The 26,415-nt window shown below is 40.6% G+C and carries 22 protein-coding genes; 14 read left to right on the forward strand and 8 right to left on the reverse strand.

Translation table 11 applies throughout. The annotated features are described in order from the left end of the window. Positions 1 to 1,392, forward strand: coding sequence for a hypothetical protein (locus ACE1CC_RS27845; protein WP_413273685.1), 1,392 nt, complete (start codon positions 1 to 3; stop codon positions 1,390 to 1,392). Beyond that, entirely contained in the window at positions 1,385 to 7,123 is a 5,739-nt protein-coding gene (locus ACE1CC_RS27850) for a DEAD/DEAH box helicase (protein WP_413273686.1), read from the forward strand. Before ACE1CC_RS27845 ends, ACE1CC_RS27850 begins: the two co-directional genes overlap by 8 nt. Positions 7,124 to 7,139: 16 nt before the next feature. Here the strand turns inward: ACE1CC_RS27850 and ACE1CC_RS27855 are convergent, their stop codons facing one another. The 8 genes from ACE1CC_RS27855 to ACE1CC_RS27890 all read right to left on the reverse strand — a co-directional run bounded on the left by ACE1CC_RS27855 (position 7,140) and on the right by ACE1CC_RS27890 (position 17,985). Beyond that, the gene (locus ACE1CC_RS27855; RefSeq protein ID WP_413273687.1) at positions 7,140 to 8,255 is read right to left on the reverse strand and encodes a phosphoribosyltransferase-like protein; all 1,116 of its coding nucleotides are present in this window, start codon (positions 8,253 to 8,255) and stop codon (positions 7,140 to 7,142) included. A 21-nt stretch (positions 8,256 to 8,276) separates the two neighbouring features. Beyond that, complete coding sequence (locus tag ACE1CC_RS27860) at positions 8,277 to 9,545, reverse strand: hypothetical protein (RefSeq protein ID WP_413273688.1); 1,269 nt, start codon at positions 9,543 to 9,545, stop codon at positions 8,277 to 8,279. 2 nt (positions 9,546 to 9,547) lie between these two features. Next, positions 9,548 to 10,414 carry a hypothetical protein gene (locus ACE1CC_RS27865; RefSeq protein WP_413273689.1) on the reverse strand — a complete coding sequence of 289 codons (867 nt, stop codon included), beginning with the start codon at positions 10,412 to 10,414 and terminating at the stop codon, positions 9,548 to 9,550. A gap of 154 nt (positions 10,415 to 10,568) precedes the next feature. Then, positions 10,569 to 14,570 carry a synaptonemal complex protein 1 gene (locus ACE1CC_RS27870; protein WP_413273690.1) on the reverse strand — a complete coding sequence of 1,334 codons (4,002 nt, stop codon included), beginning with the start codon at positions 14,568 to 14,570 and terminating at the stop codon, positions 10,569 to 10,571. Between the two features lie 43 nt (positions 14,571 to 14,613). After that, a complete protein-coding gene (locus ACE1CC_RS27875) occupies positions 14,614 to 15,405 on the reverse strand; it encodes a hypothetical protein (RefSeq protein WP_413273691.1) in 792 nt (263 codons plus the stop codon). Between the two features lie 38 nt (positions 15,406 to 15,443). After that, positions 15,444 to 16,805 (reverse strand): GNAT family N-acetyltransferase, encoded by a 1,362-nt coding sequence (locus ACE1CC_RS27880; RefSeq protein WP_413273692.1) that lies wholly within the window; start codon positions 16,803 to 16,805, stop codon positions 15,444 to 15,446. A gap of 262 nt (positions 16,806 to 17,067) precedes the next feature. Beyond that, complete coding sequence (locus ACE1CC_RS27885; protein ID WP_413273706.1) at positions 17,068 to 17,511, reverse strand: type IV secretion system DNA-binding domain-containing protein; 444 nt, start codon at positions 17,509 to 17,511, stop codon at positions 17,068 to 17,070. Between the two features lie 93 nt (positions 17,512 to 17,604). Next, positions 17,605 to 17,985 (reverse strand): hypothetical protein, encoded by a 381-nt coding sequence (locus ACE1CC_RS27890; protein WP_413273693.1) that lies wholly within the window; start codon positions 17,983 to 17,985, stop codon positions 17,605 to 17,607. Between the two features lie 247 nt (positions 17,986 to 18,232). Here ACE1CC_RS27890 and ACE1CC_RS27895 point away from each other — a divergent pair, with 247 nt between their 5' ends. The 12 genes from ACE1CC_RS27895 to ACE1CC_RS27950 form a co-directional block, all read left to right on the forward strand. Further along, entirely contained in the window at positions 18,233 to 21,229 is a 2,997-nt protein-coding gene (locus ACE1CC_RS27895; RefSeq protein ID WP_413273694.1) for a DNA cytosine methyltransferase, read from the forward strand. A gap of 9 nt (positions 21,230 to 21,238) precedes the next feature. Then, positions 21,239 to 21,592 carry a hypothetical protein gene (locus tag ACE1CC_RS27900; protein WP_413273695.1) on the forward strand — a complete coding sequence of 118 codons (354 nt, stop codon included), beginning with the start codon at positions 21,239 to 21,241 and terminating at the stop codon, positions 21,590 to 21,592. 31 nt (positions 21,593 to 21,623) lie between these two features. Continuing rightward, entirely contained in the window at positions 21,624 to 21,923 is a 300-nt protein-coding gene (locus ACE1CC_RS27905; RefSeq protein ID WP_413273696.1) for a hypothetical protein, read from the forward strand. A gap of 48 nt (positions 21,924 to 21,971) precedes the next feature. After that, positions 21,972 to 22,613, forward strand: a complete 642-nt coding sequence (locus ACE1CC_RS27910) for a hypothetical protein (RefSeq protein WP_413273697.1) — start codon at positions 21,972 to 21,974, stop codon at positions 22,611 to 22,613. After that, complete coding sequence (locus ACE1CC_RS27915; protein WP_413273698.1) at positions 22,597 to 23,013, forward strand: hypothetical protein; 417 nt, start codon at positions 22,597 to 22,599, stop codon at positions 23,011 to 23,013. The genes ACE1CC_RS27910 and ACE1CC_RS27915 overlap by 17 nt, the downstream gene beginning before the upstream one ends. A 7-nt stretch (positions 23,014 to 23,020) precedes the next feature. Further along, positions 23,021 to 23,206 carry a hypothetical protein gene (locus ACE1CC_RS27920; protein WP_413273699.1) on the forward strand — a complete coding sequence of 62 codons (186 nt, stop codon included), beginning with the start codon at positions 23,021 to 23,023 and terminating at the stop codon, positions 23,204 to 23,206. Positions 23,207 to 23,226: 20 nt separating this feature from the next. Beyond that, positions 23,227 to 23,520, forward strand: coding sequence for a hypothetical protein (locus tag ACE1CC_RS27925; protein WP_413273700.1), 294 nt, complete (start codon positions 23,227 to 23,229; stop codon positions 23,518 to 23,520). A gap of 6 nt (positions 23,521 to 23,526) precedes the next feature. Then, entirely contained in the window at positions 23,527 to 24,591 is a 1,065-nt protein-coding gene (locus ACE1CC_RS27930; protein WP_413273701.1) for a hypothetical protein, read from the forward strand. Continuing rightward, on the forward strand, positions 24,551 to 24,952 hold the full coding sequence (locus tag ACE1CC_RS27935; protein WP_073596911.1) for a hypothetical protein: 402 nt from the start codon (positions 24,551 to 24,553) through the stop codon (positions 24,950 to 24,952). The genes ACE1CC_RS27930 and ACE1CC_RS27935 overlap by 41 nt, the downstream gene beginning before the upstream one ends. 7 nt (positions 24,953 to 24,959) lie before the next feature. Further along, a complete protein-coding gene (locus tag ACE1CC_RS27940; RefSeq protein ID WP_413273702.1) occupies positions 24,960 to 25,238 on the forward strand; it encodes a hypothetical protein in 279 nt (92 codons plus the stop codon). Positions 25,239 to 25,293: 55 nt separating this feature from the next. Then, positions 25,294 to 25,467: a four helix bundle protein gene (locus ACE1CC_RS27945; RefSeq protein WP_413273707.1), complete on the forward strand. Its 174-nt coding sequence runs from the start codon at positions 25,294 to 25,296 to the stop codon at positions 25,465 to 25,467. A gap of 57 nt (positions 25,468 to 25,524) precedes the next feature. After that, the coding region (locus ACE1CC_RS27950) for an FtsK/SpoIIIE domain-containing protein (protein WP_413273703.1) at positions 25,525 to 26,415 on the forward strand (891 nt) is incomplete at its 3' end.

Below are 26,415 nucleotides of genomic sequence, written 5' to 3' on the forward strand. Positions count from 1 at the left end.
ATGTTGAAACCAGTTATTCTAGAAGTAAGACGTGAAGATCAACGCCTGATACTACGGTGGTATAAAGGATTTCGTTGCAAGGGTAATCGCCAAAAAATTGGGAATTTGATTATCTCTATAATCCATAAATATGCTTTATCTAAATTTTTGCCATTAATATACATAAAAGAAATATCTACTAAAGATGAATTTTATCTTTTTTTCGCAATCCAGAGTGAAAGATTGAATTATGTGCCGAAAGAAGTTGACTTTAATTTGATAGTACCTCTTCGGAATCGTCGTTTAATCATGGAAGAAGTACCAGAAAACTTCAGCTACTATGACCAAGTTCGAGATTGGATTGGCTCTGAACTTGATATTTACGAGTTTACGCACCGTATTCCCGATCAACCCGTATATAAAAAAGGCTATGATAACGCATTTGATTTTATAAATTTGCCATTTATTAATCATTCATCACTGAATATTGAGGTTTTTTCCGGTCGCTATGAACAACTTTTATACTGGCTATCTGCTCAAGCTTGTGGCACTTGGGAATCTTTCAAAAAAGCTTGTGACGCTCTGAAACTTGAAGAACCAAAACGCATTTTACGACGGTTGAAATTGCTGGGACATATTGAGTCTTCTCAGAATGGTTCACGATGGTCTACTGCTCCTACTACTCTTGTCAAAGTTGATTCACAATTTAATTCTCAAGAGTTTATATTATGCGGTCAACGCAGCTTGAATTTGATTAGCGAACTGAAAAATTATGCACAGGTAGATGTGATAAACCAGACGAGCGGAGAGGCTCCACCTCGTACTCGTGTAAGCACAACTAATTCTGAACAACTGTTTGAGCTAATTAAACAAATAGGTTGTCAATTTGCGATCGCTAATGTTGGTGAAGTATCGCTGCAACTGGCTACCATCCTACCTAACTTGGCAAACTGGAAGTATACTCTCAGGAGCTTACAGGGAATTGTACCAAGTTTATACGAATGGCAACATTTTGACTGTAATGTTAATGACTTCGTTAGCTGTATCTTTCCTAAAGAGACAGGGATGTACCGGATGCAGTCTAAGGAAATGACTGCTTATAACTACACGATCTTTTATGACAAAGAGAGCGATCGCTGGTTACAAGGTGACTGGTATGGTTTGCGATTTCTTGCGTTGCAACACAATGAAAAAGAGTGTATTGCACGTTATAGCACCGCTACAAAACGTTTAGCAATACCTGTGTGTCAACGATGGCCGGAAATTTACGAACGTGCCTTAGTGCTGGCTTCTGGACTCCTCCCAAAGTACCAAGACTCATGGCTGTTATATGAAAACGTAGGACTAGAATTAGTGGCTCAACTAAGTGATAAACTTAACATTAAATGCGAGGAGGTATCTACTCGTGCATGATCTAGTTGGAGCTTATCAAAGACTTAATAGAATCTATCAGCTATATATCAAAAGTGCTTTTCCATTACGTTACCGAGCTTTAGCTGATGAACGGGATATTCTGCTACGACAACCAGGCATCTTGAGTCAGCCTCCATTAATTGAACCAGTTCCAATTTATCCTTCATCGGGAATGAATTTATCAGCTGCCGCCAATCAACTGCCTGCTGAATATCAGGATTTGGCACAATTGGGGCAAATGATATTTGAGCCAGGAATTCAACTTTACCAACACCAGTGGGAAAGCTTGCGGGAAGTTGTAGTTAATCACCGCGATATAGTTGTCACTACTGGTACTGGTTCTGGTAAAACTGAATGCTTTCTCCTGCCGCTCCTCGCACAGTTAGCGCGAGATTCGCGCCCCCAAAATTGGCCTGCCTGTCCGCCACCACCTACCAATCATCGCTGGTGGGATACAAATGTAAATCCTAATGGCGATCGCGTATCGCAATGGGATCACGCATCCCGACCAAAAGCCCTCCGCGCCTTGATTCTGTATCCCCTAAACGCTTTAGTTGAAGACCAGTTGCGACGGCTGAGAAAAGCACTAGAAGCAGCATCGGTACACCAGTGGTTAAATCAAACTAGAGGCGGAAACCGAATTACCTTTGGACGCTACACCGGACAAACGCCAGTTTCAGGCATACAAAAAGACGATAGTATCAGACGACTGAAAAATGAATTAAGGGAACTCGAACAGCAGCAACAGCAAATAAATACGATTATCCAAATTAATCCGTCCCTACTTCAGGATATGCCAGATTTGCCTTACTATTTCCCCCGACTTGATGGTGGTGAAATGTGGTCTCGCTGGGATATGCAAGAAAGTCCGCCGGATATTTTAATTAGCAACTACTCGATGCTCAACATTATGATGATGCGGAGCATCGAAAACAGTATTTTTGATGCTACTCGTGACTGGCTGGCTGAAAATCCCAAAAATCAATTTTTCCTAATTATTGACGAACTGCACGCCTATCGCGGCACGCCTGGGACAGAAGTAGCTTATATTTTGCGGTTGCTGTACTCGCGTCTAGGGTTGACACCAAATTCACCGCAGTTAAGAATTTTGACGACTACAGCCAGTCTCGAACCAAATCAACAAGGTAGAGACTTTCTGCGGCAATTTTTTGGGCGGGATAATTTTGAATTTATCTCTGGGCAACAAACACCACCCACTTCAGGTGCGCGGTTCAATCTTTCTGCCTATCAAAGTGTATTTGCTCAGTTCACCCAGACAGTGCAGGCAGATCCTTTCCAGCCAATGCAACCGCCCGAACCAAACTCAAACCAGGTGCGGAATGCAATGTCTGATTTGGCTTTACAACTGGGGCAGCCTGCCACATCTGGGTTAAGTGCAGAGCAACATCTAGGAGAAGCTTTAGCTACTTTAGGTAGTGCTACCAATAACCCACAAGACATTGTTGTAGCTAATGCCTTACGGGATGCTTGTCAAGCTGTCAATGGCAGCATTCGTGCAACCAACGTGCAAGATTTGGATAATCAACTTTTTCCAGGTGCAAGGGGTAGCAATTTTGTATCTGATGCCATGCGGGGACTGCTGTTAGCAGTAGGAATGTCTCAACGAGCAGGGCGATCGCCCCAACCCGTGCGCGGTCATTTATTCTTCCACAACCTACAAAATCTTTGGGCTTGCTGCAATCCTGCTTGTACTGACTCAGCCGTAAATCCTCAGGGTCGCCAAAGCGATCCAACTCCGCCAACCGTTGGTGCTATCCATGCTACTCACAGCTTAACCTGCTCTTGTGGCTCCCGCGTTCTTGACTTGCTAGTGTGTGAAGTTTGTGGAGATGTGTTTCTTGGTGGCTACAAAACAACTCGTAAGATAGGTAACACCAACGTCGATATTTTGACACCCGATCAACCCAATTTAGAAGGAATTCCTGACCTAATAGTTCTCAATCAAAGCTATGGAAACTACCGTGTATTTTGGCCTTTGCCTAACGACATACAAGCTTGGAGTACGCAGCCTCAAGACTTGGAATGGGAACTTGACAAAATAAAACGCAAATGGGTTCGCGCCAAGCTCAACCGGACTACAGGAGCACTAATACAGAATAACGCTCAACCTCAACCAGGTGAAGTACCGGGGTGGCTATATCAGGTTGTAGGCAACTCTGCCGACAGTCAACGAGCGCTGCCTAGTAAATGTGCTCGATGCGATGCCGACTACGGCAGGCGAGATAAATTTCCCACGCCTCTGCGCTTCCACCGCACGGGATTTCAGAAAGCTTGTCAAGTGCTAGCCAGTGGACTGTTAAGAGAAATGCCAGCGCCACCAACTCCTACAAGTCGATCATCTCGCAAGCTGGTCATATTTTCCGACAGCCGACAGGATGCTGCCAAGTTAGCAGCAGGGATGGAGCGCGATCATTATCGTGACATGGCGCGGATGCTGCTGATCCAGTCATTCCAAGATTACTGGAATGACTTGGTAGCCTTCCTTCGCATTAGTTGTGGGAATAATCAAGTAGCACTAGCTAGGTTGCAAGCCTTGAATCTCAATCTTCACGATGCTGTTATTGCAAGTCAGCAGCCTGACGATATGGTTCGGCGTAACAGATTTCGCAACGCCAATCAAGCTTTAAGCAATGAAGCGCGAGACTGGATTGATGATTTGCCCTCAAGTAATCAGCAGGCTCGTGATGAATGGCTTGGCTTACTTCAACGTTACCCAGAGCGAATTCCCCTGTTAAATTTACGGGATAAGGTACAAGATGCTTTATTAACTTATGGCATTTGTCCAGGGGGGTCGAGTTTTGAAGCTAAAAACTATAAAGTAGGTCAAGGAAGTGGACTACAAAGGTTTCCTTGGTTTGATTGCTACAACTGGAATAGCAACCCAATCGCACGAGTTATTCCGGGATCACAAACACAGAGAAATCATGCCGATCTACTGGAAGCGTTTTTAACTGATGAATTAATGTATGCCCTTTTTCCCCACATTGCCCGAACGCTTGAAGGACTTGCACAGGGTTGGGTTAGTTATCAACCGCAAGGGAATCCATCACCAAGGCTAATAGAAGCAACAGAAGGGGTTATTCGGCAATTAGGGACTCGGAAATTACATCGCTATTTCCCTTATTTCCGTCTTGGGAGTGATTCAAATTTACTTAAATTTGCTGAAAGGTACATTAATAGAACAGGTTTAGCACCAGCTGACGTACAGCAGCAGTTAATCCAATCGCAAGCTTGCATATCAAGTAGTAGCGGACTTGCACTCGATCCAGATCGACTTTATCTCGTTTTGCCGCCCAACTCCATCAATGGCTCTCGCCCAGGATACCGTTGTCCGCAATGCAACGCTTTTTTTCTTCAACCTGCTGCTGGGGTTTGTCCAGAATGTAACAGCGATCGCCGTTCTGACAATCCGAATTTTACCACAATTCAACTGATACCAGGGCAGACAACTCCTGACTTTGATTACTATCTCTATCTATCAGAACAATCGGGTCAGCCTTTCCGCCTGAATGCTGAAGAATTGACGGGTCAAACTGATAAAGGCGATCGTACTAAACGCCAGCGATGGTTCCAAGATATCTTTATCCCAAATGAAATTGCTAGAGTCCAAGGTATCGATTTACTGAGTGTCACAACAACAATGGAAGCAGGGGTTGATATCGGTGCATTGCTAGCAGTAATGATGGCAAATATGCCACCCCGACGCTTCAATTATCAACAGCGAGTAGGTCGTGCAGGCAGACGTTCGGCAGGAGTTTCATTGGCCGTTACTTTCTGTCGCGGTAGAAGTCACGATGATTTTTACTTCCAACGTCCAGAGAGCATCACGGGCGATCCACCGCCATCACCTTATGTTGATATGAGAAGTCAAGAAATTTTTCAGCGCGTCCTCATCAAGGAAGTTTTACGGCAAGCCTTTGTAGACACAGGCATCAGTGCATCATTAGGTGGAACTGATAACGTACACGGCGAATTCGGTGATGTTGAAAATTGGGGGAATTGCGAACCGTTAATTGCAGATTGGTTGAATGACCCAGCAAATGAACCAGCGATTTTATCAGTTTTGGATATTTTGCGGGAACAAACAACATTATCTAATGCCAACAATTCCGCAATATTGAGTTATCTCCGCAATACTCTGATACCCGACATTCAAAAGATTGTGAATGACCCCACCTACACCCAAGATAAACTGAGCGAACGTTTGGCTAATGCGGGTTTATTGCCGATGTTTGGTTTTCCCACGCGGGTGCGGTTGCTTTATACGCGCTGGCCTTCACCAGGCCCTCAATGGCCCCCAGAAACAGGGATTGTAGACCGTAATCTGGATGTCGCTATCAGTCAATTTGCTCCTGGGTCACAAACTGTTAAAGATAAAGCAGTTCATACAGCTTGTGGTGTAGTTGAATTGCGTCCTCAAGGTAACACAATTACTTCTCATCCAGGTTTGTTTCCGGCACTTCCAAATAGTAACCAATCTCTTGGACTTTGTAGTAACTGTCAAGCAGTTGTTTACCCCCACACAGTATTAAATCAACCATTACCTGGGGGTCAAGCCCCACCAACCGTTCAATGCCCAGTTTGCGCGGTCGATGCGATGCGTACTGTAGATGCCAGGGAACCCAAAGGATTCTTTACAGATTTACAGCCAGAAGATTTTGATGGACAGTTTGAATGGCAACCACGATCGACTCGACCTTCTTTGAGTATCGGTGCAAATATTGGCACGCCTTCATCTATTCTCAATGTTTCTGTCTCTGCATTTAATGACAGCATCGTTTCAGTTAATGATAATGGCGGTAACGGAGGATTTGATTTCCGACACGCAACTGTTTTTGGAAGACCAAGACCTGGTGCGTATGCTGTATCTCCAGATGGTAATAGTCAAGTAGGTACATCTGGGGCAGCTTACCGAGTGGCGTTATTGTCTCGCCGAAAAACTGATATTTTGCTGGTAAATATCGAGCAATGGCCTAGTGGCGTATTTGCAGACCCCAGAACAGTTGAAGGTCGTGCCGCTTGGTATTCCTTTGCATTTTGGCTGCGGATAGCAGCAGCGGCTCACCTTGATGTGGATGCACAGGAGTTGCAGGCAGGTTTTCGATCGCTAGAACAAAATGGAGCCATAATCGGTCAAGCTTTTTTGTGCGACCAACTGGAAAATGGAGCAGGATACTGTCGCTTTTTGGCTCGGTCGAACGAGTTTCAACAACTAATAACTCAAACAGATCCAACAATTCCAAACAGCATTGCCAGTCGGTGGATAAATCCGCACGGACATGGAAGTGAGTGCGACGCTTCCTGCAATATTTGTTTGCGCGACTATCAAAACCTTGCCTATCACGGGTTATTAGACTGGCGATTGGCTCTAGATATGGCACGGTTAGTATCTAATTCTTCATCTGTAGTCGATCTCAACACTTCTTGGGGAAATTTCCAAAATCCTTGGCTAAACTTAGTCCAAAACCCAATTGCAGCCGCACTTAACCGCTTAGGCTATGGCTCCCCGGTGCGGTTTGGAACCCTCTCTGGTTACGTTCACCAAAATCAGCAGCGCCGGACTATCCGCATTTTGCGCCATCCTTTATGGAACGATGACCATCCAGAGTGGATGGCGGCGGTAGCAAATGCACAAACGCAGTATCCTAATTATCAGGTCGAGTCTGCCAACCCGTTTATGGTGCTGCGACGACCGGGGGATTGTCTGTAGATTTTGATCTAAAAAATCATTTTTGCCTATAGCGAGTGGCGCTTGGCGTTTGGCTGTTTCTAAAAAGCTCTTCCCAGTGTTCACCAGGTTTATGGAAAAAAGGTAATGTATTGTTGGGACAACTATAGTGATGACAGGTTAAAGCACCAGAGTCTCGATATCCAGCAGCACTCTTTCCAGAAGCACGCAGACAATATTTTTCTATAAAATCATCATATTCTGATTCAGATATTTGGTGGCTAGCGAGAATATCCATAATTTCTTGACTTTTATAGCCAAGCATCGGTTCATAATAGATAGTTTCGCTGTTCTCAGGAGCAAATTCTATACTAGCTAAGTTAAATGATGTAGCCTGAACCACATACATAAAGATAAATAATGACTGTTGATATGCAGGATATTGTTCGAGTAACTTATTGATTTCCCGAATACATTTCGCCAGTTGATTACCAGAACCGTTAGTATAGTCCATAAACACGAAAACAGAGGTTTCAGGTTGGTTTGAACTACCTTTAAAGTGTTCTTCCAAGGGTTTGAACTTTTTTGCGTTAGGAACGCTAGTTTTAGTAAGAGCCGACCTTTCATAAACGCTCCATAGAATGTCCTGACTTTCAATGGATGTATCTGGAGGTTCGGGTAATCTGGCGTAGTAAATAACTTTGTTACGCAGCCATTTTTGCATTTCCGCTTCATCTTTGATAGTAGCTTTTGGGTCGGAACGAAATGCTTGTCGTAGGTTTTCCTGTTCAACAAGTAAATTAAGTAATTTTATTTGTAAGCTGCGAGCGGCTGATTCAATATCGCTTTTCGAGAAAAACTGTAACTTACTCAGGAGTAAATAGGCGATATTTTGTTCTAGAATCGTTTCAAACTGATTCAGCCAATCGCGAATTTTTTTCGTGGATATAAGACTCGTCCAACTAGAAAACCTTTCACGGCAACCCTCAATTTCTATATCGTCAAATAACAAAGAAGTTTCTACCTGTCTTTCTTCTGGCAAAATCGAAGAAAGAGGACGGCTATAAGGCTGAGTTATATCCGACAAAGATATCTGCAAAGAATGAATATACTTTTTGATACGATCGCTTTTTGATTGAGAGGAGTGGTTGGCTTTTTTTCTATCATCTTCCATAGATAATCATTGAGTATGGTGTTAGCGAAAATCGAAAATACTTTTAAAGACCAGATTTTTTAGAGTATATTTAAAGGGTCTTTTTCCAAATACTTCCAAGAATGTGGTCAACTCTTGATTATTTCTAAGTTCTCGCCCTGCTTCATCTAAGCGATATTTAGCTTGAGATTCTGATAAGCCATGAAAATAGGAAATGGGACTAGAATCTTTTAAGGCTAAAAGGTCTTGAGTTGTCTTTCTCCAACCTCCACTATAAAACAATAATTTGAGGAAAGCCTCAGCTTGGTCAGAAACAGAAAAGCTTCTACATAACTCAGCAAAATATTTATTAGCCCTAGACAAATACTTATTACTAAAGATTCTTCTGGCTGTTTCTATTTTAATCAATTGCTCTGGTTCATGCTTTGCTTCAGCTTCAGACCAAATTAATTCACAAACAGTTTCTATATATCTGGGAATTCCACCTGAAACAGTGGTAATGAAACCTATCACTTCTTCATCAAAAGGATATCCACGCTCTTTTACTCGGTTAGTTAAACTACTATTTTTTTTCTCTATATATTCTCGAACTTCGAGTGGTGATAAAGGCTCAATAATATGAAAATCAAACCGACCTTCTTGGAGTTGACCAGCTTCTTCAACAATTTTACTGTAGTATTCTCTTTGAGTAATACTGGCACATACTCCCCAGCCTGGTCTGACAAACATTTTTTCCGATAAACCGTGCAAGAAGCTCATAAAATCAGGAATATCAATTTTTAACTTGGAGAATAAAAACTCTATTTCATCAAAAATTAGTAAAATTTTCGTTTTATTAGTTTTGTTAAGAATTTCATAAATAGCTTCTATGATATCGACATAAGACCTTTCATCTAATATCTTTCTAGTATCTTCTTTATTAACCAGTCTTTCGTCGTTTAAGACACTCGATATTTTAGCTAAAATAGCTCCTTGCAATCTTAACAAATCCTCTTCTGGATCGTTAGATGTTCTAAGAGGAAGTCGCTGAAATTGAATGGGAATACAGATTCCATTGAGGGTTCGTACTTCTTTCGCAATAAGATTCAGGTGAGTTGTTTTTCCATAACCATAATCTCCTACAAAAAATAATCTAATTGAGCGATTGAATTTAAGTGACCTTTGCACCCCTTCTAGTACGGTTTTAATGGCTCTTGTATGAACAATATAAACTTGATTATTTTGATCGGCTACAGACGCAGCAGAGCCAGCACCAATATAGGGATTTTGAGCGGGTGATATGGGATTATTATTAATGTCTTTATAAGGCATAATTAGCTTACCAATACTGGTTGTATAACTTTTAAAAATCCATATTTTATCCCAGATATTTCTACTAAATCAATTCCAATATTCTGAGCTAGCTGAGATTTTGTAGTGATTAATTCAACTCGGTGAGTAAGCCGCAATTGAGTTAAGTGCCGATTAAAGTTTTCTTCAGAATAATCCGAGCCTTGCGTGATAATTCGATCGCGAATCTGAGCAACTGGAATTAAACCCAGACTTTTCTGTGCCACCTCTCCATAGTTTTTTACAATAAACTCTAAAAGATTCAAGTAATTATCAATTTGTATTTTGTCTCTATAAAATAGATCGAGATATCCCACTCCTGGATTACCTACATAGCTATAACCACAGTGTTGTATTAATAATTCTTGAAGCTGAGATGGTTCGGGATTTTCAGATAATTGATGTTTTTCATAAAGTAGGTATCTATCCTTGCTGTAGTCTTTAACTATTTGGGAATGCTGAGAACAAATTTGAGTTAATTTTTCATTGAAAACTTCAAGAGTATAAGACTTTTTAGCCAGAGTCTCTAAGAAGTTGATAACTTCTATTTTGGACTGAACAGGAATTGAAGCTCTGGTTTTGTCAGGCTTACTTTCTGAATATAATTGACCATCTGCTTTATAGAGATCGAGAACGTACAAACCAGTTAAATAGTTTTTTATAGTTGTAGCAGACATAGGCGTTCCTGCTGGTTTTCCTTTATGTGCCTTATGAGTAGCTAGCTTACCCTCCAGCCAAGATAAAGCAGCCTTTAAGGTCTGACCGTTATTAGCTACAAGCGCCTCGACCAGTATCCTCATATCCTCTGGATACTCCTTGGGTAAATAAAAATTTGGAATTATCTTGGACATAGAACCTTTACGCATATAAGCAGAAGGTTTATTCTATTTTATCGCTAACAGTGCGTTATTCCTGTAGTTTCAACAGATTTGTACCAACCTTCAAAGGTGCATTCCGGTCAACCAAAGCAACCTTGAGCCAACAGAGGCTTGCTTTTAGGAAATATTAATCCCGTTGGCGAAGCGTAATCTCTAAGTATCCCTTTTTGTACAAAGCTTTTAAAATTTCCCATACATCCTTATTTGGTAAACTTTGATAAGCTTGGCTAATTGTAAGATCGCTTTCGACCGTGTTAATGATACTTAAAAGCTGTCTCTCTTCTTCTAAAAGATTTTCATTATTTCGAGCCTGAAGTTTTTTGGCTTCTTCACGAAGTTCCATACCTCTTTCAAAAATAGATTTGACTTCGTTAATCTGAAGTTCAAGGTTTTTAACTTCTATAATTGATTCGTTACACAAATTTATTTTTGATAATAACTGTGTTTTTAAATCGCTGAATTGATGCAAAAATTCAGTCAGATTTTGTTCACTATTTTGGGCAATAAAGTATAAATCTTGTTCTAGTTTCTCCCAATCTAAAATCTGATTGTCACACTCCTGAAATAGCTTTTCCAAAAAGACTTTTCTTAGGGCTTCATAAGAACCCTCACGGTCTTCGTCATCATATTTGCATCGACTTATTAAATAGCGGTCTGTCGAAATAAGTTGACTTAATAACGCTTGGTATTGATTCAGCAATTGCTGAAAATCCTCTCGACGCGATCGCCGTTCACCTTTAATCTGTTCCTCAATTTCAACCAAGGGTTTTTGCAGCAGTTCGTATTCTCTAAAACTTTTTACCCCATGCCGACTAAAATGTTCTACCACTCGGTCAACAAACTCATCATTATAACGCACCAGACGTTCTGAATCATTACTCAGACTTTTTTGTAAATTCTCAGCACTTGTCAGAATAATTCGCCACTGTTCTAAACCAGATACTAAATCTTGCAGTTCTCTTTTAATGCTTTCGTTAGTTTGTAAAAATAAGTTACACTCATTGAGTTGATGATCTAATGACAGGATGTTTGGTTCGTCTAAGACAACTGAACTAGCTAAATCATTGCAATCTTTATCTAGCTGCAAAACTTGCTTTTCTAAAGTCTTTCGGTAGTCATTAAGACAATCTTCTAAACCACTCGTACTAAGAATGACTTGGCTAAGTTTAGAAGCTTTTAATTCTTCAGTGAAATCTTGTAATTTTCCTGTAGCTTCACTGAGTTCTTTTTGGATAATATAGCGTTTTTCGCGGTGGAATCCTTCAAGACGTTCGCTTAAGTTTTGAATTGTTCTTTGAACTGAATCAAGAATTACTTCATTATTGTGATTCGCGAACTCCTGTGAAGTTGCTACCCCACCAAAGTCTAGTCCTAAAGTTAATTGTATACCCTCAGTTGGATTAAAAACCTTCGGTGAACTTGCTACTAAAGAAAGAGTTGCTTCTGCTTCATTTACGTGGCGAACAACCTCCTGCAAAAGCTTTTCATCAAAAACTTTTAGTAGTGAAGAAACCTGCTCGCGAATTTCATTTAACTGACCCTTCAAGTCATTAGGGTCTAAGTCTGCCATACTAATACGAATAATACCGCTTTGTCGTTCGCATTCTACATAGCGACGACGTTGCAACCATTCAAGTGCTTCCTCAAATTCTTCTTTAAGATAACCAAGTTTTTTGACCTCCTCCCAAATATCTAAATAATTTGATTCTTTTAAAATATCCTGCTCCTGTACAGTCTCAACTGACTCTTTCGATTTCAGTTTGTTTTGAATAATTGATTCTAGCGGATGAACAACAAACTGAACTTGAGAAATCTCTGTTTTCTTGCCAGCAACTTTGAACTCACTAATTAAACCGTGCTGTTTAAAAATAGCCAAAACGCTAGGTAGACCAGAAGCCGAGGTTTCAAATAATTTTTCAAAGTCTTCCTTGGAGGCTTGATATAACTGGCGACCTCGACGAACAGACAAAGGAAGTTTTTCAAGCACTAACTTATACTTGAGAAGTGCTGGACGCAAATTAGTGTAGAAAGATTGATAGCTAGGAAATAAAGTTTTACTCTTTTGATAAAACACAGATTCTATTAGTTTTGTTTCTGCGCCATTGACTCCCTCTAAACCGATAACTTCCCAAGTTTGCGGTGCAATCAATGGGAACAGGAGTTTCAGAGCTAAAGCGTGGCACTCCTGACGGTGATGTTCTAATCTATCTCTATCTGCTTTGCTAACCTCAGAGTTTTTTGAGAGCCAGTTTTGCATATAATCAGATAAATTCAGTAGCGTACAAGCCGAACACTGTTTGGCAACCATGACTTTACGGAGTAAACCGAAAGCTGTCGGATATTCGCTTTCAAAACTTCGGCCAAGCTGAAGGTGAAAGTCTACTTGACCTGTTCCTGCGATCGCAGTTAATCTTTGTGGAATATTAGCTGCATTCTGGTTATAACTTAAGTAAAAGCGCCAATCTAAGTGAGTTTCTTCTGGCGGAGCAAATCTCATTAAGCCAGAGTCTTCACTACCAACACTAATAACGATAGAACGGTTGGGAAATTCTAAATTGTATCTCTCAGGAGAGCCGTTCAGAAAATTATAAAGTCCAAACCTATCCTGCTTCCATTCTCCCTTAGAGCGCCAAGTCCAATTAGCTTTTTGACCAGAACGAGAAACAGGAAAAAGTAAGGGAAGAATTTCCCTTTGAAAAACTCTTGTTGCTGTCTCTTCTTTTTGAGTATCATTCCACTCTCCAAACCAGCTTCGACGAAATTGATTGAGAATTTTGTCAACGACTGTAGGAGGAGTTGTTTGAAGAAGAGCAACTAAAGCAAAGCTATGTTCAGTTGGTTGTACAATGTGCGAACCGTAAAAATTGTCGTCGTCTGCCAGCTTTTTTAAACTCTTTAATAATCTAAATTTATCGGCTATGCTTGCAGTCACCCCTGATGGAAAACTAGCAAGAAGCCGAATTACTTCTCGTCCTTTGGGATGTTTTTGAGAGGAAATCAGTGGCTCGACTTTGTTAATAGCATCAATAATTTTGTGCTGTTGTGTCCCGTATAACTGCACCCGTCCCTCAAAATAATCCTGAATCAAATCGAGAGGAGTATACGGCTTTCCTTTTTCTTGAGCAAAATTAACTATGCGTTTAAAGACTTCGATGACAGTGCGAGGGCCATTGCCCAGGTCTTTTCGCTCACACAATTGTCCCAAACTTTCTAGTGTTGCTGAATCTACTATCTGATTTCCTTGTAACTTATTTTCTAGCAAAAACTTATCACACAAAAAATCCCAAAGCTTACTCGGAAAATCAGATTTATAAGCATCAGTTAATCGCAGCGATACTTTCTGCTCCTGCATCCGGTGGATAATATCACCAGCCTGTTCCTCAATTGCTGATTCGGTGGGCGTGGTAGGCATTCCCAGAATGAGTGCAACAGGTGTAGAACCTAAAGCTCGCATACCTTTGACTAAATCACTCAAAATCTGGATACGAACGCTAGAACCCTCTTCAGTCCGCAGGAATTCTTGGCATTCGTCAGCGAATATTGCTAAACCCTTAAAACCTGCTTTGCTTAGAATAGAAACACTCTCTTGCCAAAAATTCAATACGCTATCAGTATTGGTAGTGTCAGTTTTTAATTCTTGAACAATTTTGAGTGCTTTCTCTTCAGATACTTTATGCTTACGGGCTATTTCTGCGGCTTGTAATGCTTGAGACTTTAAACCGTACTTAGAATATATTGCCTCAATTTCTGCAACAAGGGAGGGCGAGGATTTTTCTAAACTTGCCTTAATCCAGCCGTAAGTGGCAACCATTAAATTACCCAATTCTTTAAATTTGAATGGTGGCACGGCTACAATTTGATTCTGCTGACACTCAAACCAAAAATAAATTAGGGTTGCTGTTTTACCATAACCATAGTCAGCACTTAGGTAGCCATTTACAGGCTTTCCCTTACCAATTTCATCAATTAAACGATCGCGAAGTTTTTTAACCTGTTCTAGAGGGTCGTAGCTGGTAGCATACAATTCATAATTACGGGCTACGCTTTCTAGCTCGCTTTCAATTTGGGATGGATTAATAGTATCTACAATTGCTTGAATTGATTCTAGTTGCTCTAATAGTTTATTCATGAATACCCAGTTTATGTAGATGTTTTTGTAAGAATATAAATTGTTAAATTAACTGACTCCACTCAGGAGATTTAGTTAGCATGATCCACTGTCCATAACCTCCTTCATATCCCCAGTCAAAGAATCCACCCTGGTCATAATCATAAGTGCATTTTGCATTATCTAGAGTACCATCTAACCCACTTGGATCTAGCAAAAGCATTTGACAGATAGCATCTTTAATATCTTCACGCAAGAAAATTTTAGCTCCAAATGTTCGTTGCCGTTGGTTGTAGAGAGCGTCTACCGCCTTTATAAAAATAGGAGCAGCACAGAAATAGCGACGGCTAAAGTATTCGGATTTTCCTTCTGATTTAATTACGCAGGGTGAGAGCGAGCGCAACCAGTTCAAGACCCCAACAATACTACTATCACTGAATGCTATTTCACTGGTAGAAAGTTCAAAATTCATAGCAGCTTTTTCAATTACCTCTCCCACTATAGACTTTTTCTCAGCAGGTGATAAAACAACTTCTTTTCGCAACCACAATTGTTGTACAACAGTTGCATAAGCCCATGAAAACCTTTTATCTTTATCGAAAAAATGTGATTGATAAATCACCAAATGTAAAAAATCACCTAATAAAGATGGGTTTGATTGTTGAATATCAGCTGCTACTTTTCCTAGTGAAGTTAAACCAGATGGATTCTTTTTATCGAGAAGAGAAAGATTACGTAAAAAAGGAAAAACATTTTTCTGTAAAACGGTAGCCCCAAGTTGACAAAGAACCGCTAATTGCTCAATATCCGTAGATTGGATGGAAAAGTTTTCCAGAATCGTTGCTACTCTTTCCAATGTAGTATTTTGCTGTAAGTGGAGAGTCAGTCTTTTGCTCATAAATCACGCTCCAATGTGTCTAACCAAGCCACTAAGTTGTGCATAATTCGATGATTCCGGTTAGTTCTTAATTGCTCAATACTTTCACAAAAATAACAGGAATGGTAAGTTTCCCGTTTGAGCTTTTCTAAACCCGCTTTAGTGGTTTCAAAACTGCGTCTAACTGTAATTTGAATTTGAGCTTTATTGGGAAAAAAGATACTACCAAAGCCTCCCGCTTTCCACCAAGTTGTGCTATCGAGAGTATCAGGAATTAAGTTTTGTCTGCGAAGGCGATTATAGCTGTTTGGCCCGCCAATCCCAAAACAGTGAACAAGCATTTCATGTTCTCTAGCAATATCGCAGACTGTTTTGAATAATGCCAAGCTTTCTTGAGAGAGCATATTAACACTTCCGTTGGGGCCTGATGTTCCCCAAGAACCGAAGCCAATTCTGCGAATGCCAAGCCGCCTGTATGTTTCGAGACAACGATTGACTTGGTTGATAGTACGTCCCTGTACGGGAGCGATCGCTCTTTCCTGTACACTTAATGGCATTTGGTTGAAAAACCTTTCACAATGATAAAGTGTCTCGCGAATTTTATATTCCACGATTTCTTCATTATCCGTAGTTAGGGGAACAATATCTGGCAGTACATATCCATCTGCCCATTGATTATTTCGGTAAAATTTATCTAAAAATAAGAGCAGTTCATCATAAGTCCTTTTTCCTTGTTGCACCTGATAAGCTCCGCAATCTAGCCAAACGGTTTTAATATGTCCAGCATCTTTTTGGAACCGCAAGTATTCAGTTGTCGATGCAGGACAAGCAATCGGTGAGTACAAGACGTGAGCGAAAGGTTGGCGCGAATCGCCACCCGACTCCCAAAGTTGAAACAGACGCTTCAGTTCGGAACCTCCGGCACTGAAAGAAGCCACAAATTGAGGTCGAAGAAGTTGATTTGCCGTTGCAGGCCGTAGTTTTTTTTCCCAGACAACTAAATGACGATGCTTTCCGGGTTCAATATCCACCCGACTGAAACCTAATCGTGAGTAAAAACCGTTAGCTGACAAATCGACTGGACATTTGAGGCGCAAGAGAGTGACCCCAGATTTCCTACTATGCTCTTCCCACGCTTCTATTAGCTGACGACCTATACCCTGTCGTCGATAAGCGGGTGTCACGCAGAAATGATAAAGCGTGGAAATGTTGTCACGTCGATGATGAAAGTGTAGGAAACCGCGATCGGGAGAGTATAGAATTTCGTTAGTGTTGATGGCAGTAGCTAAGGTGGCTCTATTGATAAAGCCCAACTCTCGCCGATGAGCATCGGCAAGAGCCTTGATCCAAAATAAATCCTTGCTCGAAGCAAATATCACCCTTGACTCCAAACACTTAGTCTGCAAGCATACCTCTCTTCTTCCTAACCAATGAGCGTAAATAATTTTGCTAATGCTCTCCTCTGTAAATCTTACACTTCCTTCCGGTAATATTTATGGATTTGAAGTGGAAAATGTGCGCCACGGCGCACAAATTTTATTAGTATATGGATAAATTTTTGAATAAAAGGGGGTATTCTTGGTGAATTGTCATGATGTAATCAGTAATATCAATGTTACAAATCTTTCCCAATCCAAAGAGTTAACTTATACCTTCGTCATTAGTAACACCTTCCGTTGGCACCTTTCCCACAGAGCGAGATAACTCTACTTCTCGAATTTCTTCCGGGTAGGCACTCACATAATTAGCATTAATTTTCTCATATCTCTTAATTGGCACACTAACCATTGTAGTAGGAGCACTGGGACTAATCACATAAGCTTTAAGCTGTTGCAAATTCATAATTTCCGATGGGTGAATCAGCACTTTTTCGCGTAAAGTTTTACCCAATCCAGTGACAGTTTCGCCATCAGGTTGATAACTGCGATTAAGCTGTAAAACTTCTTGAGTACCAACAATTCGAGATAAGCGATTAGCACTATCAGGATCGGCAGTATTAAAAACAATCTTAGTTACCAAAGTTGCCAAAATTGTTTCCGTATCATCTCGTCCATAATTACACTCAATCTGAGAAATAACCTGAATTGCTCCAACAAAAAACCACCACTTTTTCGTCCTTCAAGAAGTAGTACTATGGAAATACTTTCAATTTTTTTTACATTTAATTGTTAACTTTTTTCAATTATTGAATTCTTGTACATGAAGCTTAATTAATTCTTGTTCATCCAAATTTAATGTTTCTGCTATGCACAACAAATCAGCTAAAGATGGCTTTTCACCTCTTGTTATTGCTTCAATATTTTTAACTTTGCCTTCTAGCTGTTTATAATTATTCCGAACTATCTCAGCAATTGACATTTTAGGTGCTGATATTTCTAAGTTTCTAACTTTGCCAGTAAGTCTAAAGTAAACTACATCTTCTTCGATTAGCTTCAGCGCTCTGGCTTTCATATTTGTTCCAGCTTCCACGCACAGCATTTTGAAGTCTTTGTGTAGTTCTTCTGGTGGGTCTACCTTAAACGGTATTGCTTTAGGCTTTTTGGGTTCCTGTTGATTCATGGTGAATTTGAGGAAGAAAAGTTTCTCCTTTTTTTCCAGTATCCACCGTAAATAGCGCTTATCTGATGAATTACCCACGTTACCCATATTACCCACTTGACCCATAAGGGTAATAAGCACTATCATGCTTGGCAGATAGGTGTAAAGCTCGCCAAGCAACTTTTTACGTTTAACTATTGACGTAAAAAGTTGTTGGAACCTTAACCAAAAGCGAATTCGCTCACTCTCAAGCCAGAGGTGCAGATCGATGCTAGCCAGTTCGCCATCATCTCAAAACAAAAACCCCCCACCTTGGGCAACAGCACCAAAACCAGTGCTGCCAGAGAACGCGCCCACAGCAGGCTACTTATGTGGAGGTGGTGGCATCTTCAGTGCAGGCTTCTACATCGCAGGTATTTGTAGCGTCTGGAATATAGACCGCGACCCCAACGACCCGAAACTCAGCGATGCCATTGCCCGCATCTACGAGCAAAACTTCGGTCATCCCGTCATTCGCCAAACTTTGCAGAAAGTAGTAACCTCCGGCAAACTCACTAACCTACAACCACCGAATATCCTGGTACTTACCCAACCCTGCAAGCACCTATCGCGCAGTAACCCGAAAGCCAAAGAAACCAGCAGCGACATCAGTACAGCGGAAGCTGCGGTTATTGCTCTAGAAACCTTCCTTTCACCAGTATTCGTAGTCGAAAATGTCCCCGAATACCAACATTCCACCAGTTGGTCGCTCGTCAAATCGGCTCTGACTAAGTTGGATTACAGCTACAACACCCAGATAGTCAACACTGCCGATTATGGGATACCGCAAGAACGGCATAGATTTATTGCGATCGCCATCAGAGGGAGTAGGGAAGAGAGTACGCTTTACAAACTGAGGGCAACACAACACTCAATTGGTTGGTATGAAGCGATAGCTGACCTGCTACCAAGCTTAGAGGACATCGAACCAACCGCTACCCAATTACAACGAATAGCGACGCTACCATCCCACCTATTAGAGCAACCGCTACTCATCGAACGAGTAGGTGCTTGGGGTAATCCGAAAGTGCGACTACCCGAAGAACCAAGCTGGACAATCCGTAAGAGCATTTGGATTGACCAACGGCACAACAGCCGAGCGAATGCCATCAACATCCGCCTCCCCGATGGCAGTTGGAAAAACTTAGGCATTCGTGGTGCAGCCCGTCTAATGACTCTCCCAGATTGGTTCACATTACCCGATGCCGCTTGGATTGCAGGTTCGGCACTGGGTAACGGAGTGCCTTGTTTGCTGGCAACTGCCATTGCTAATGCAGTTAAACCTTTACTCGTCAAATCTAGCCAGGAGGAATCAACTCATGCCCCAAAACAAATTCTCTTACCCAAGGAAGTAGAAGTGGCTCTTCTAATTCAAGAGCGCACTTCAAACAAAACCAAAAAATCAACCAATACATTAACCCAAAATCAAGCCAATGGGAGCATTACTATGTCAAAAACCACACAATTAGAAGCAACAAATCCACTCCAAGACTTCTCCTTTGCAGAATCCACAACCACCGATATCGTTGAGTTAGCTAAGGAAGTTGTAGAACTAGGAAACTCTCATACTGCATCATTTGCTGACCTTAAAAAACAAGCATTAGAACTCGGTGAAAAACTCAAACAATTAGAAGCAGCATTAGGCGAAACTCTATTTCAAAAACTACTCAAACATTGCTTTCCCAAAGAATTAGTACGTTATTTTCGCAATCTAACTACGCAAGCCAAACTAATAGCCAAATTCCCCAACTTACAACAACATATTTTGAATCTACCCATTTGTCATGCTGCATTATTGTTAGCGGGAACTGAAAGTCAAGTAGAAGCTATCCTAACTAGCCAAACCAAATGGACGATTTCGCTCATCAAAGAAAGATTAGCATCAACTAGTGAACAAGCGATTGAAGCTACACTATCACCAGGCAGTCCAGTTGTCTTCCTCAACAAAATTGGATTATTACTTAGTGAGGAAAACGAACTCTTATCAATTCGTAACTTTGGTGATGGAGAAATCTACCAACAACCCATTGACGAAGTTCGCGCTTTAGACAAAGATACCTTCGATGAATTCCTCAACTTATTAGCTACAATTGCTGGGTTAAACGAACAACTAAATGAAGCATTGTTAACCAATGATGAACGCACTCGTAACGATATCGAAGCCAAACTAGGGAAACTAGCAAAATGCAAGCGTTCGTTGATGAATCAGTTAGCATTAACTGATGAGAATATTAGCTGCTTAACAGCAGCAATTGATAAAAGTTTGTCCTTACGTCGCCTAGCTCAAGAAGACATTAACCGCGCCTTTCGCATTTACAATATTACCGATACTGATGCCGTATTAGCCAAAGCCAATTTACTAGCACGTCTGCGAATCAAAGGTGAACTAAACCCGCAACCAACAATAGCCGAATTGATTGTAGCTATTGCAACGTACTTGCACAAACCAACTACGAAACATGGTGGTGGTGGCATTCCCATTACTACCCGCGAGTATAACGAACTAATCGAACTCGTCCAACAACAAAACCAAACTATTGCGGCATTGAAAACAGAAATCACAGAACATCAAGAAAACGCTGCACCAATAGATACGAATGCTATAGCTGACGAACTAACTACGCTGCGTCAAAAGTTAACTCAATATCAACAACTAATCGCTTCCCAAGAACAACAAATCCAAGCACTACAAGAACAAGTGCAATCTTCAGTAACAACTAGTGAAACGGTAACAACAGATGATACCGATACCATCGAACCAGGGACAGTAGTAAAGATTATCAAACATCCAATTCATGCCGGAAAACTTGGATTGTTCACTGGTGCAACCATAGTTAATGATTGGCGATTCGCTGAACCAGTAGGAGTTGGTAAAATTGTGTTAATGCCGGGAACTAAATGGCATTTTCCCTTAGAAATTAACAACTATAACGAATGTATCGAACGCAGCAACCTAACGCTAGAACAATATCGTCAATTGGTAGAACTTGAATTAATTGGCGATGAATGTAAAAAGGTTAAAGAAGAACTTAGTGGCAACCAAGATGCCATTACAGAAGCAGTATACCAACTAGGTAAATGTTTAGCTTTAGCCAACATTCCTGGGTGGGATGATTGCGGTAATTTCACTGATGAATACGGTAAAACTTTAACCGGAACGACTGCTTTACGAACCTGCACCACAGCCATTGCTGAACTATTAGACGAACTGTGCTGTCAATTTTAGGGGGAGAAAATGACGCAATTACCATGCTGGTTCGATAAAAGAGCAATGACAGTAGCCAACGTTCTACTAGAACAAGGCTTTTGTTATTGCGGGCTAGAAGAAGAATTTTGTGTAATTGAAGAAAACCTCATAAATGCGGGTGATTGGAAAATTGGTGGCACTTATCAAGAAATGGGAATTGATGCCATTCATGATGGTGCATTGTTCTGCTTAGACTTAACCGGAGCACCAGACGAATTAGATTTTAATACCGAATTAACTCGCATTCAACAACTAATAAAAAATACCGAAAAAGAATTTGATTTAACTTTTGGAGGCGCAGGAATACAACTAAGTTTGTTTGCCATAGAAGATTTTTCTTAATCTAAAATTCTCCGAATAAATTAATACCACCATGACGAAACAATTGATTCCCGAAGTATATCCCGAAGTTCCGCCAAAAGTATTCCTCAAAGCATTTCCGTTTATTAGCAGACAACAATATGCTGCTTTGCTGGGTTATGATGTCGGTACGATTAACAGTTATTTCTGCAAACCCTATCCAAAATCTACACCCGGAAAACGAGGTAGAAGACGAGAAGTTCCTACCATTGTCAAACGCTACACCGGACGAATTGCACTTGACTTAATCGCTAGTGGAATTACACCAATTGACTCCGAAATTAATCAATATTTGTACCCAGTACCAAAATAAATTGCTTCAATTGTACCGCGCACATATCAATATTTAAGGAAATTTCTTATGCTAAAAATCATGCAGAAATATGAAAGCATGAACGTTATCGAATTATGGAAAACCAAAAAAGTAGTGTCTCAATCTCGCGGACGTGCTATCTTTGCTGCACTAGGCATTGATGATGCCACGCCAGAACAAGTGGAATTGATTGCAGATATCGATCGCCTAATGACGGCTAAAGGCATTAAAGATGCAAGCGAAGGAGTACGACGCTATCAAAGTGGCGAACGTGCGACTAAAACACAACAAACTAACACCAATAGCAGCAACAATAGCAATAATTACACTGCTCAGAATGCTAAAGCTACTCAGTTACAATTGGTGCAGCGCAGTGCCGAAACAAAAGCAGCTGGATTGGAAATAACGGGTAACTTACTAGCAGCTAAATACTTGACTGGCGAGATTGCATATAGCCCAGAAGTGCAGCAAAAGGTAGACCAAAGTTACCAAGTTTTGGAAGCAGCATTGTATGGCATCAATCCAGATTACGATAGCGAAAATTTAGTCACCGAAATAGAGACGCAACTCCCAAACGTACTAGGCGGTATCACCTCGAATATTACCGCCTTACCCACCAGCAAAGAAGTTGTCTCTACCAACAGCAGCAGCAACAACAACAGCAGTGGCAAGAATGGCAAACAATCATAGAAATTTCGATGAGGTGATTACAGATGTTTGGACGTTGGAATTGGGTATTACCGACCGATTGTTGGGCGATAGTATCCGAATTGATTGGCAGGTTATAGTGATGACAAAAACCAAAACGATTCGCTTACCAATTCGTGTAGCTACTCCCGCCCCCATTGTTAGTCGCACTTACAGTTATACAGAGGATTATGCTCCTAATAATTGTGCCGATACTGCATCAGAAAATAACCATCTACCTTTAATCTTTGGGTTGTTTCTTGCTAGCTTGATAATCTTTAGTATTGGCTACATTGTGGCGCAAAATCAGCAGAATATCGCTCTAGAGAATGCTAAGAAAGAAGCCATAGCAGCCCAAAATAAACTACAGGCAGTTAAGCGATGTGTGGAAGCGATAAAGTGAACGACAAATGAAAATAAGACGCATTACAGCAACTATTCAGTACTGCAATTCCGGTAGAACTGAAGAACGAACTGTTACTTGTTTGTTTGACGACATTAGCGAACAGTACGAACTAACTAAAGTTTTTGTTGTGGAGTTAGCAAAAAAGCTCACATTCAGCAAAAATGACCAAACTTTCTTGGTGAACGATTAAATAATTTTGGAGGTAAGAGCATGACTTTCGGTTCTACTTCATCGCCAGAACGAAGTTATGGTTTAGCGATGTTGATGAAAACGTTGTTGCTGCTTTCTGTACTAGGTGTTGGTATTTTTATTGGCACTAGGTTTGTGGAAGTTAGTAACTCCGATAGAGTACGTTCGTTAACTCGTAATAACCTCAAATTAGTAGATGATAATCGTTTGTTGCGCGACCAAATCAAGCAAAATAATGCCCAACTCAAAGAGGTGAACACTAAGCTCGAACAGCTTACCAAATGTTTAGAAAATGCTGGATACAGCAAGAAATGAAAAACCATGACTAAATATAGATACACCAATCCTCAAGGTGATGATTGCACTTGTACTTGTCGTCACAACCATCATTCGCCTTCTCAAAAGTCATACGAAACAACACTAACACCCCGTCAAATCGATGCTATAAAGAGCATTTGTAAACGAAATAAAAGTCAGAAAGAGATTGGTGGCATTGTCCTCAAAGATGGCACGATTAAGCAGTTACCAAACATTGCCAGAAATCAACGCGATAGGTTTGAATTTAGGTGGGGTGATGAAGCTGCGATCGCTATTTGGCATCGTCATTTAGAGCATCACGAACCATTCTTGTCTGATGATGACATTAAAGCAGCACAAACTAGCGGTTTATCAGTCTATATGTACCATGAAAGTGAGGATATTTTTGACGAATATCATCCTCATGGCACTCCCACTAACAAGCCAGTTCGTAATTATGAAATCAGCTTCTCTTGCCCACCAAGGGAAGTAGCAGCAAGACGAGAAATCAATCATGCGTATCAGCAATATTTGGCAGATTTAGCAGATGTTCAAGCTGAACTAAAAGCAGGTAGAGAACAATTAGAACAGGAACGTTTGGAGGTATTGGTTCACAATCAAGATTATCGCCAATTGTTTTCGGATGACTTAAACCTAAGTCATCCGAAAAACAGTTATCATAACTCAGAAATTGACTTTCTTCCACATCGCAGCTATCAACCAAAGCCACTTAATCAAATCCCCGATGTAAATGCCACCATCAAAGGATTGAAAGCGAATATTGCCGCACATCGTTCGTTAAATGAATTGGATTTAGCTACCCGCAAATATGAAATCGAACAACTAAAGAATCAACAGACGATTAAACAAGGGAGGCAGAAATATGCACCACAAATAAACGAATTAGCTAAACGACATCAAACTGTAACGGCATCATTAAATCAAGCCAATCAATCTGGTAAAACTGGTAGTTATACTCGAACATTTCTATCAGAATTCGATGCCAAACAATTACCACAAAACACTAATCAAAACGAGGTAAAATTCAATGAGCGATCGCGGAATTTACGGCAACGAGTACTTTGCTGAAAATTGGGTAGAACCAGAATACATCAGCCTAGATAAAGAACAATGTCTTGCCGCTGAAACACGAGCAAAACATCTAGCAGAACTGGAGAAAACTACCAAAAAAGGATTAAAAGCTTTAGCGAAAGGTGATGCTTCAGAAGCTAGGATGGATGTCTACACTTCGGCTTACAATTTAGAACGAGCCAAGCAACAAACAATGTTAGTTGAAGGTAGAGAAAAAGCTGGTAAACGCATTAATGAATTAGCTGGTCGTCATGCTAAATCTAGACATGGTTTACGTCAATCTAACTCTCAAGCTAAACAAGTCGTCGGTCAATACACTGGCAGCTTTTTATCAGAATTTAGATTTTTCAACAACTAATTACACCATGAATCGTCTTCTACTGGGATTATTTGCAGCCGGAATGTCCGGCTTTTTTTTACTTTCTTCAATCGCTAGAATAGTTGGCATTGATACGAGAATTGGTACAGTTTCTTTAATTGTTCAAGGAGCAATTATTGCTTTATTAGTGATAGCGTTAGCTAGTGCAATTGCATTTCCAGTTGTTGTGGAATCTGTTACTAAAACTGACATTAAAGGTCTATTAGTCTTGATTGCTTTATTAGCTATCGCTGGCTTAATAGGTGTAGTTCTAGCTTGGGTCTAGGAGTAGGGGTTAGGGGGTAGGGGTTGGGGGTTAGGGAGAAGATTTAATAGAATACATACAGTTTCTTTACGTAGCGCAAGGCTCTCTTAAAGAATTAGAAACTCATCTAATATTATCAAAAAGAGTTAAGTTAGACTCATCAGATATCATTGATTCCCTTCTTAATCAATGTGAATCGTTAGGTAAATTGTTATCAGCCTTAATTCGTGCTCTTGAAAACGGAAGTTAAATTTTCCCTAACCCCTACCCCCTAACCCCTAACCCCTACCCCTCAACCCCTTGAAAAATGCGAGTACCTACTAACCCTCTAGACTTCTTTAACCCTCGAACTGATGATGAACGAAAAACTCATTCAGTATGTTTGAGTGTTATTTCGATTGTTGGGGTGATTGTTGCTGCTTGTATTCCTCAAGGCGATACTTGGCAACCTGCTACTAAGTTAATTATCGCTATTGGTTGCTTTGGTACAGCAATTAGAGCGATCGCTATTTCGGTTCGTATCCTCAAAGAAGCTGCTTATCAACGAGTATCAGAGAAAGCCAAGGCGTTCATTTATGCCAATGTAATGGATGCTGTTGTTAGCGGTCAAGCTATTATCGACCAACGCTACTATATTCCACAGTTTGAGAATGAAGAAGAGTTAGAAGAATTATCACCTAACGGTGACGAGCACTTAAATCAGCAGTATCAACAATCAGTACCCCTAACATCAGAAGAAGATCCAATTGGACTGATTGCTGCTTTAGCAAAGTTTGGCGTATCAGCTAATTGGATTGGTTCGTTAGTTGGTGCTAGTTTTGTTCGTTGTCATATCAAACTGAATCAGTCGCTTAAACCACAACGAATTAATACTGTCAAAGCGTTAGCTGAGGATTTAGCAGCCGAATTAGCCTTAAAGTACACACCATTTATCAGTAGAGATGGTGGTTATGTAGCGATCGACATTCCCCGAACTGAAAGACAAATTCTAGCTTTCTCTGATTATATCAGTTTTCGTCCTCAATTAGTTGAATCGTTGTTAATTGCTATTGGTGTTAACCTAAATGGTGAATTAATCTATGCCGATTTAACTGATACTGATACCTGTCACTTTTTGATTGGTGGTACTACTGGAAGTGGAAAAACTGAATTACTGAAGGCGATTATTGCTAGTATCATCTGGTCTTATTTACCACAA

Origin of the sequence: Floridaenema aerugineum BLCC-F46 (assembly GCF_041929345.1) — a bacterium.
Lineage (GTDB): Bacteria > Cyanobacteriota > Cyanobacteriia > Cyanobacteriales > Aerosakkonemataceae > Floridanema > Floridanema aerugineum.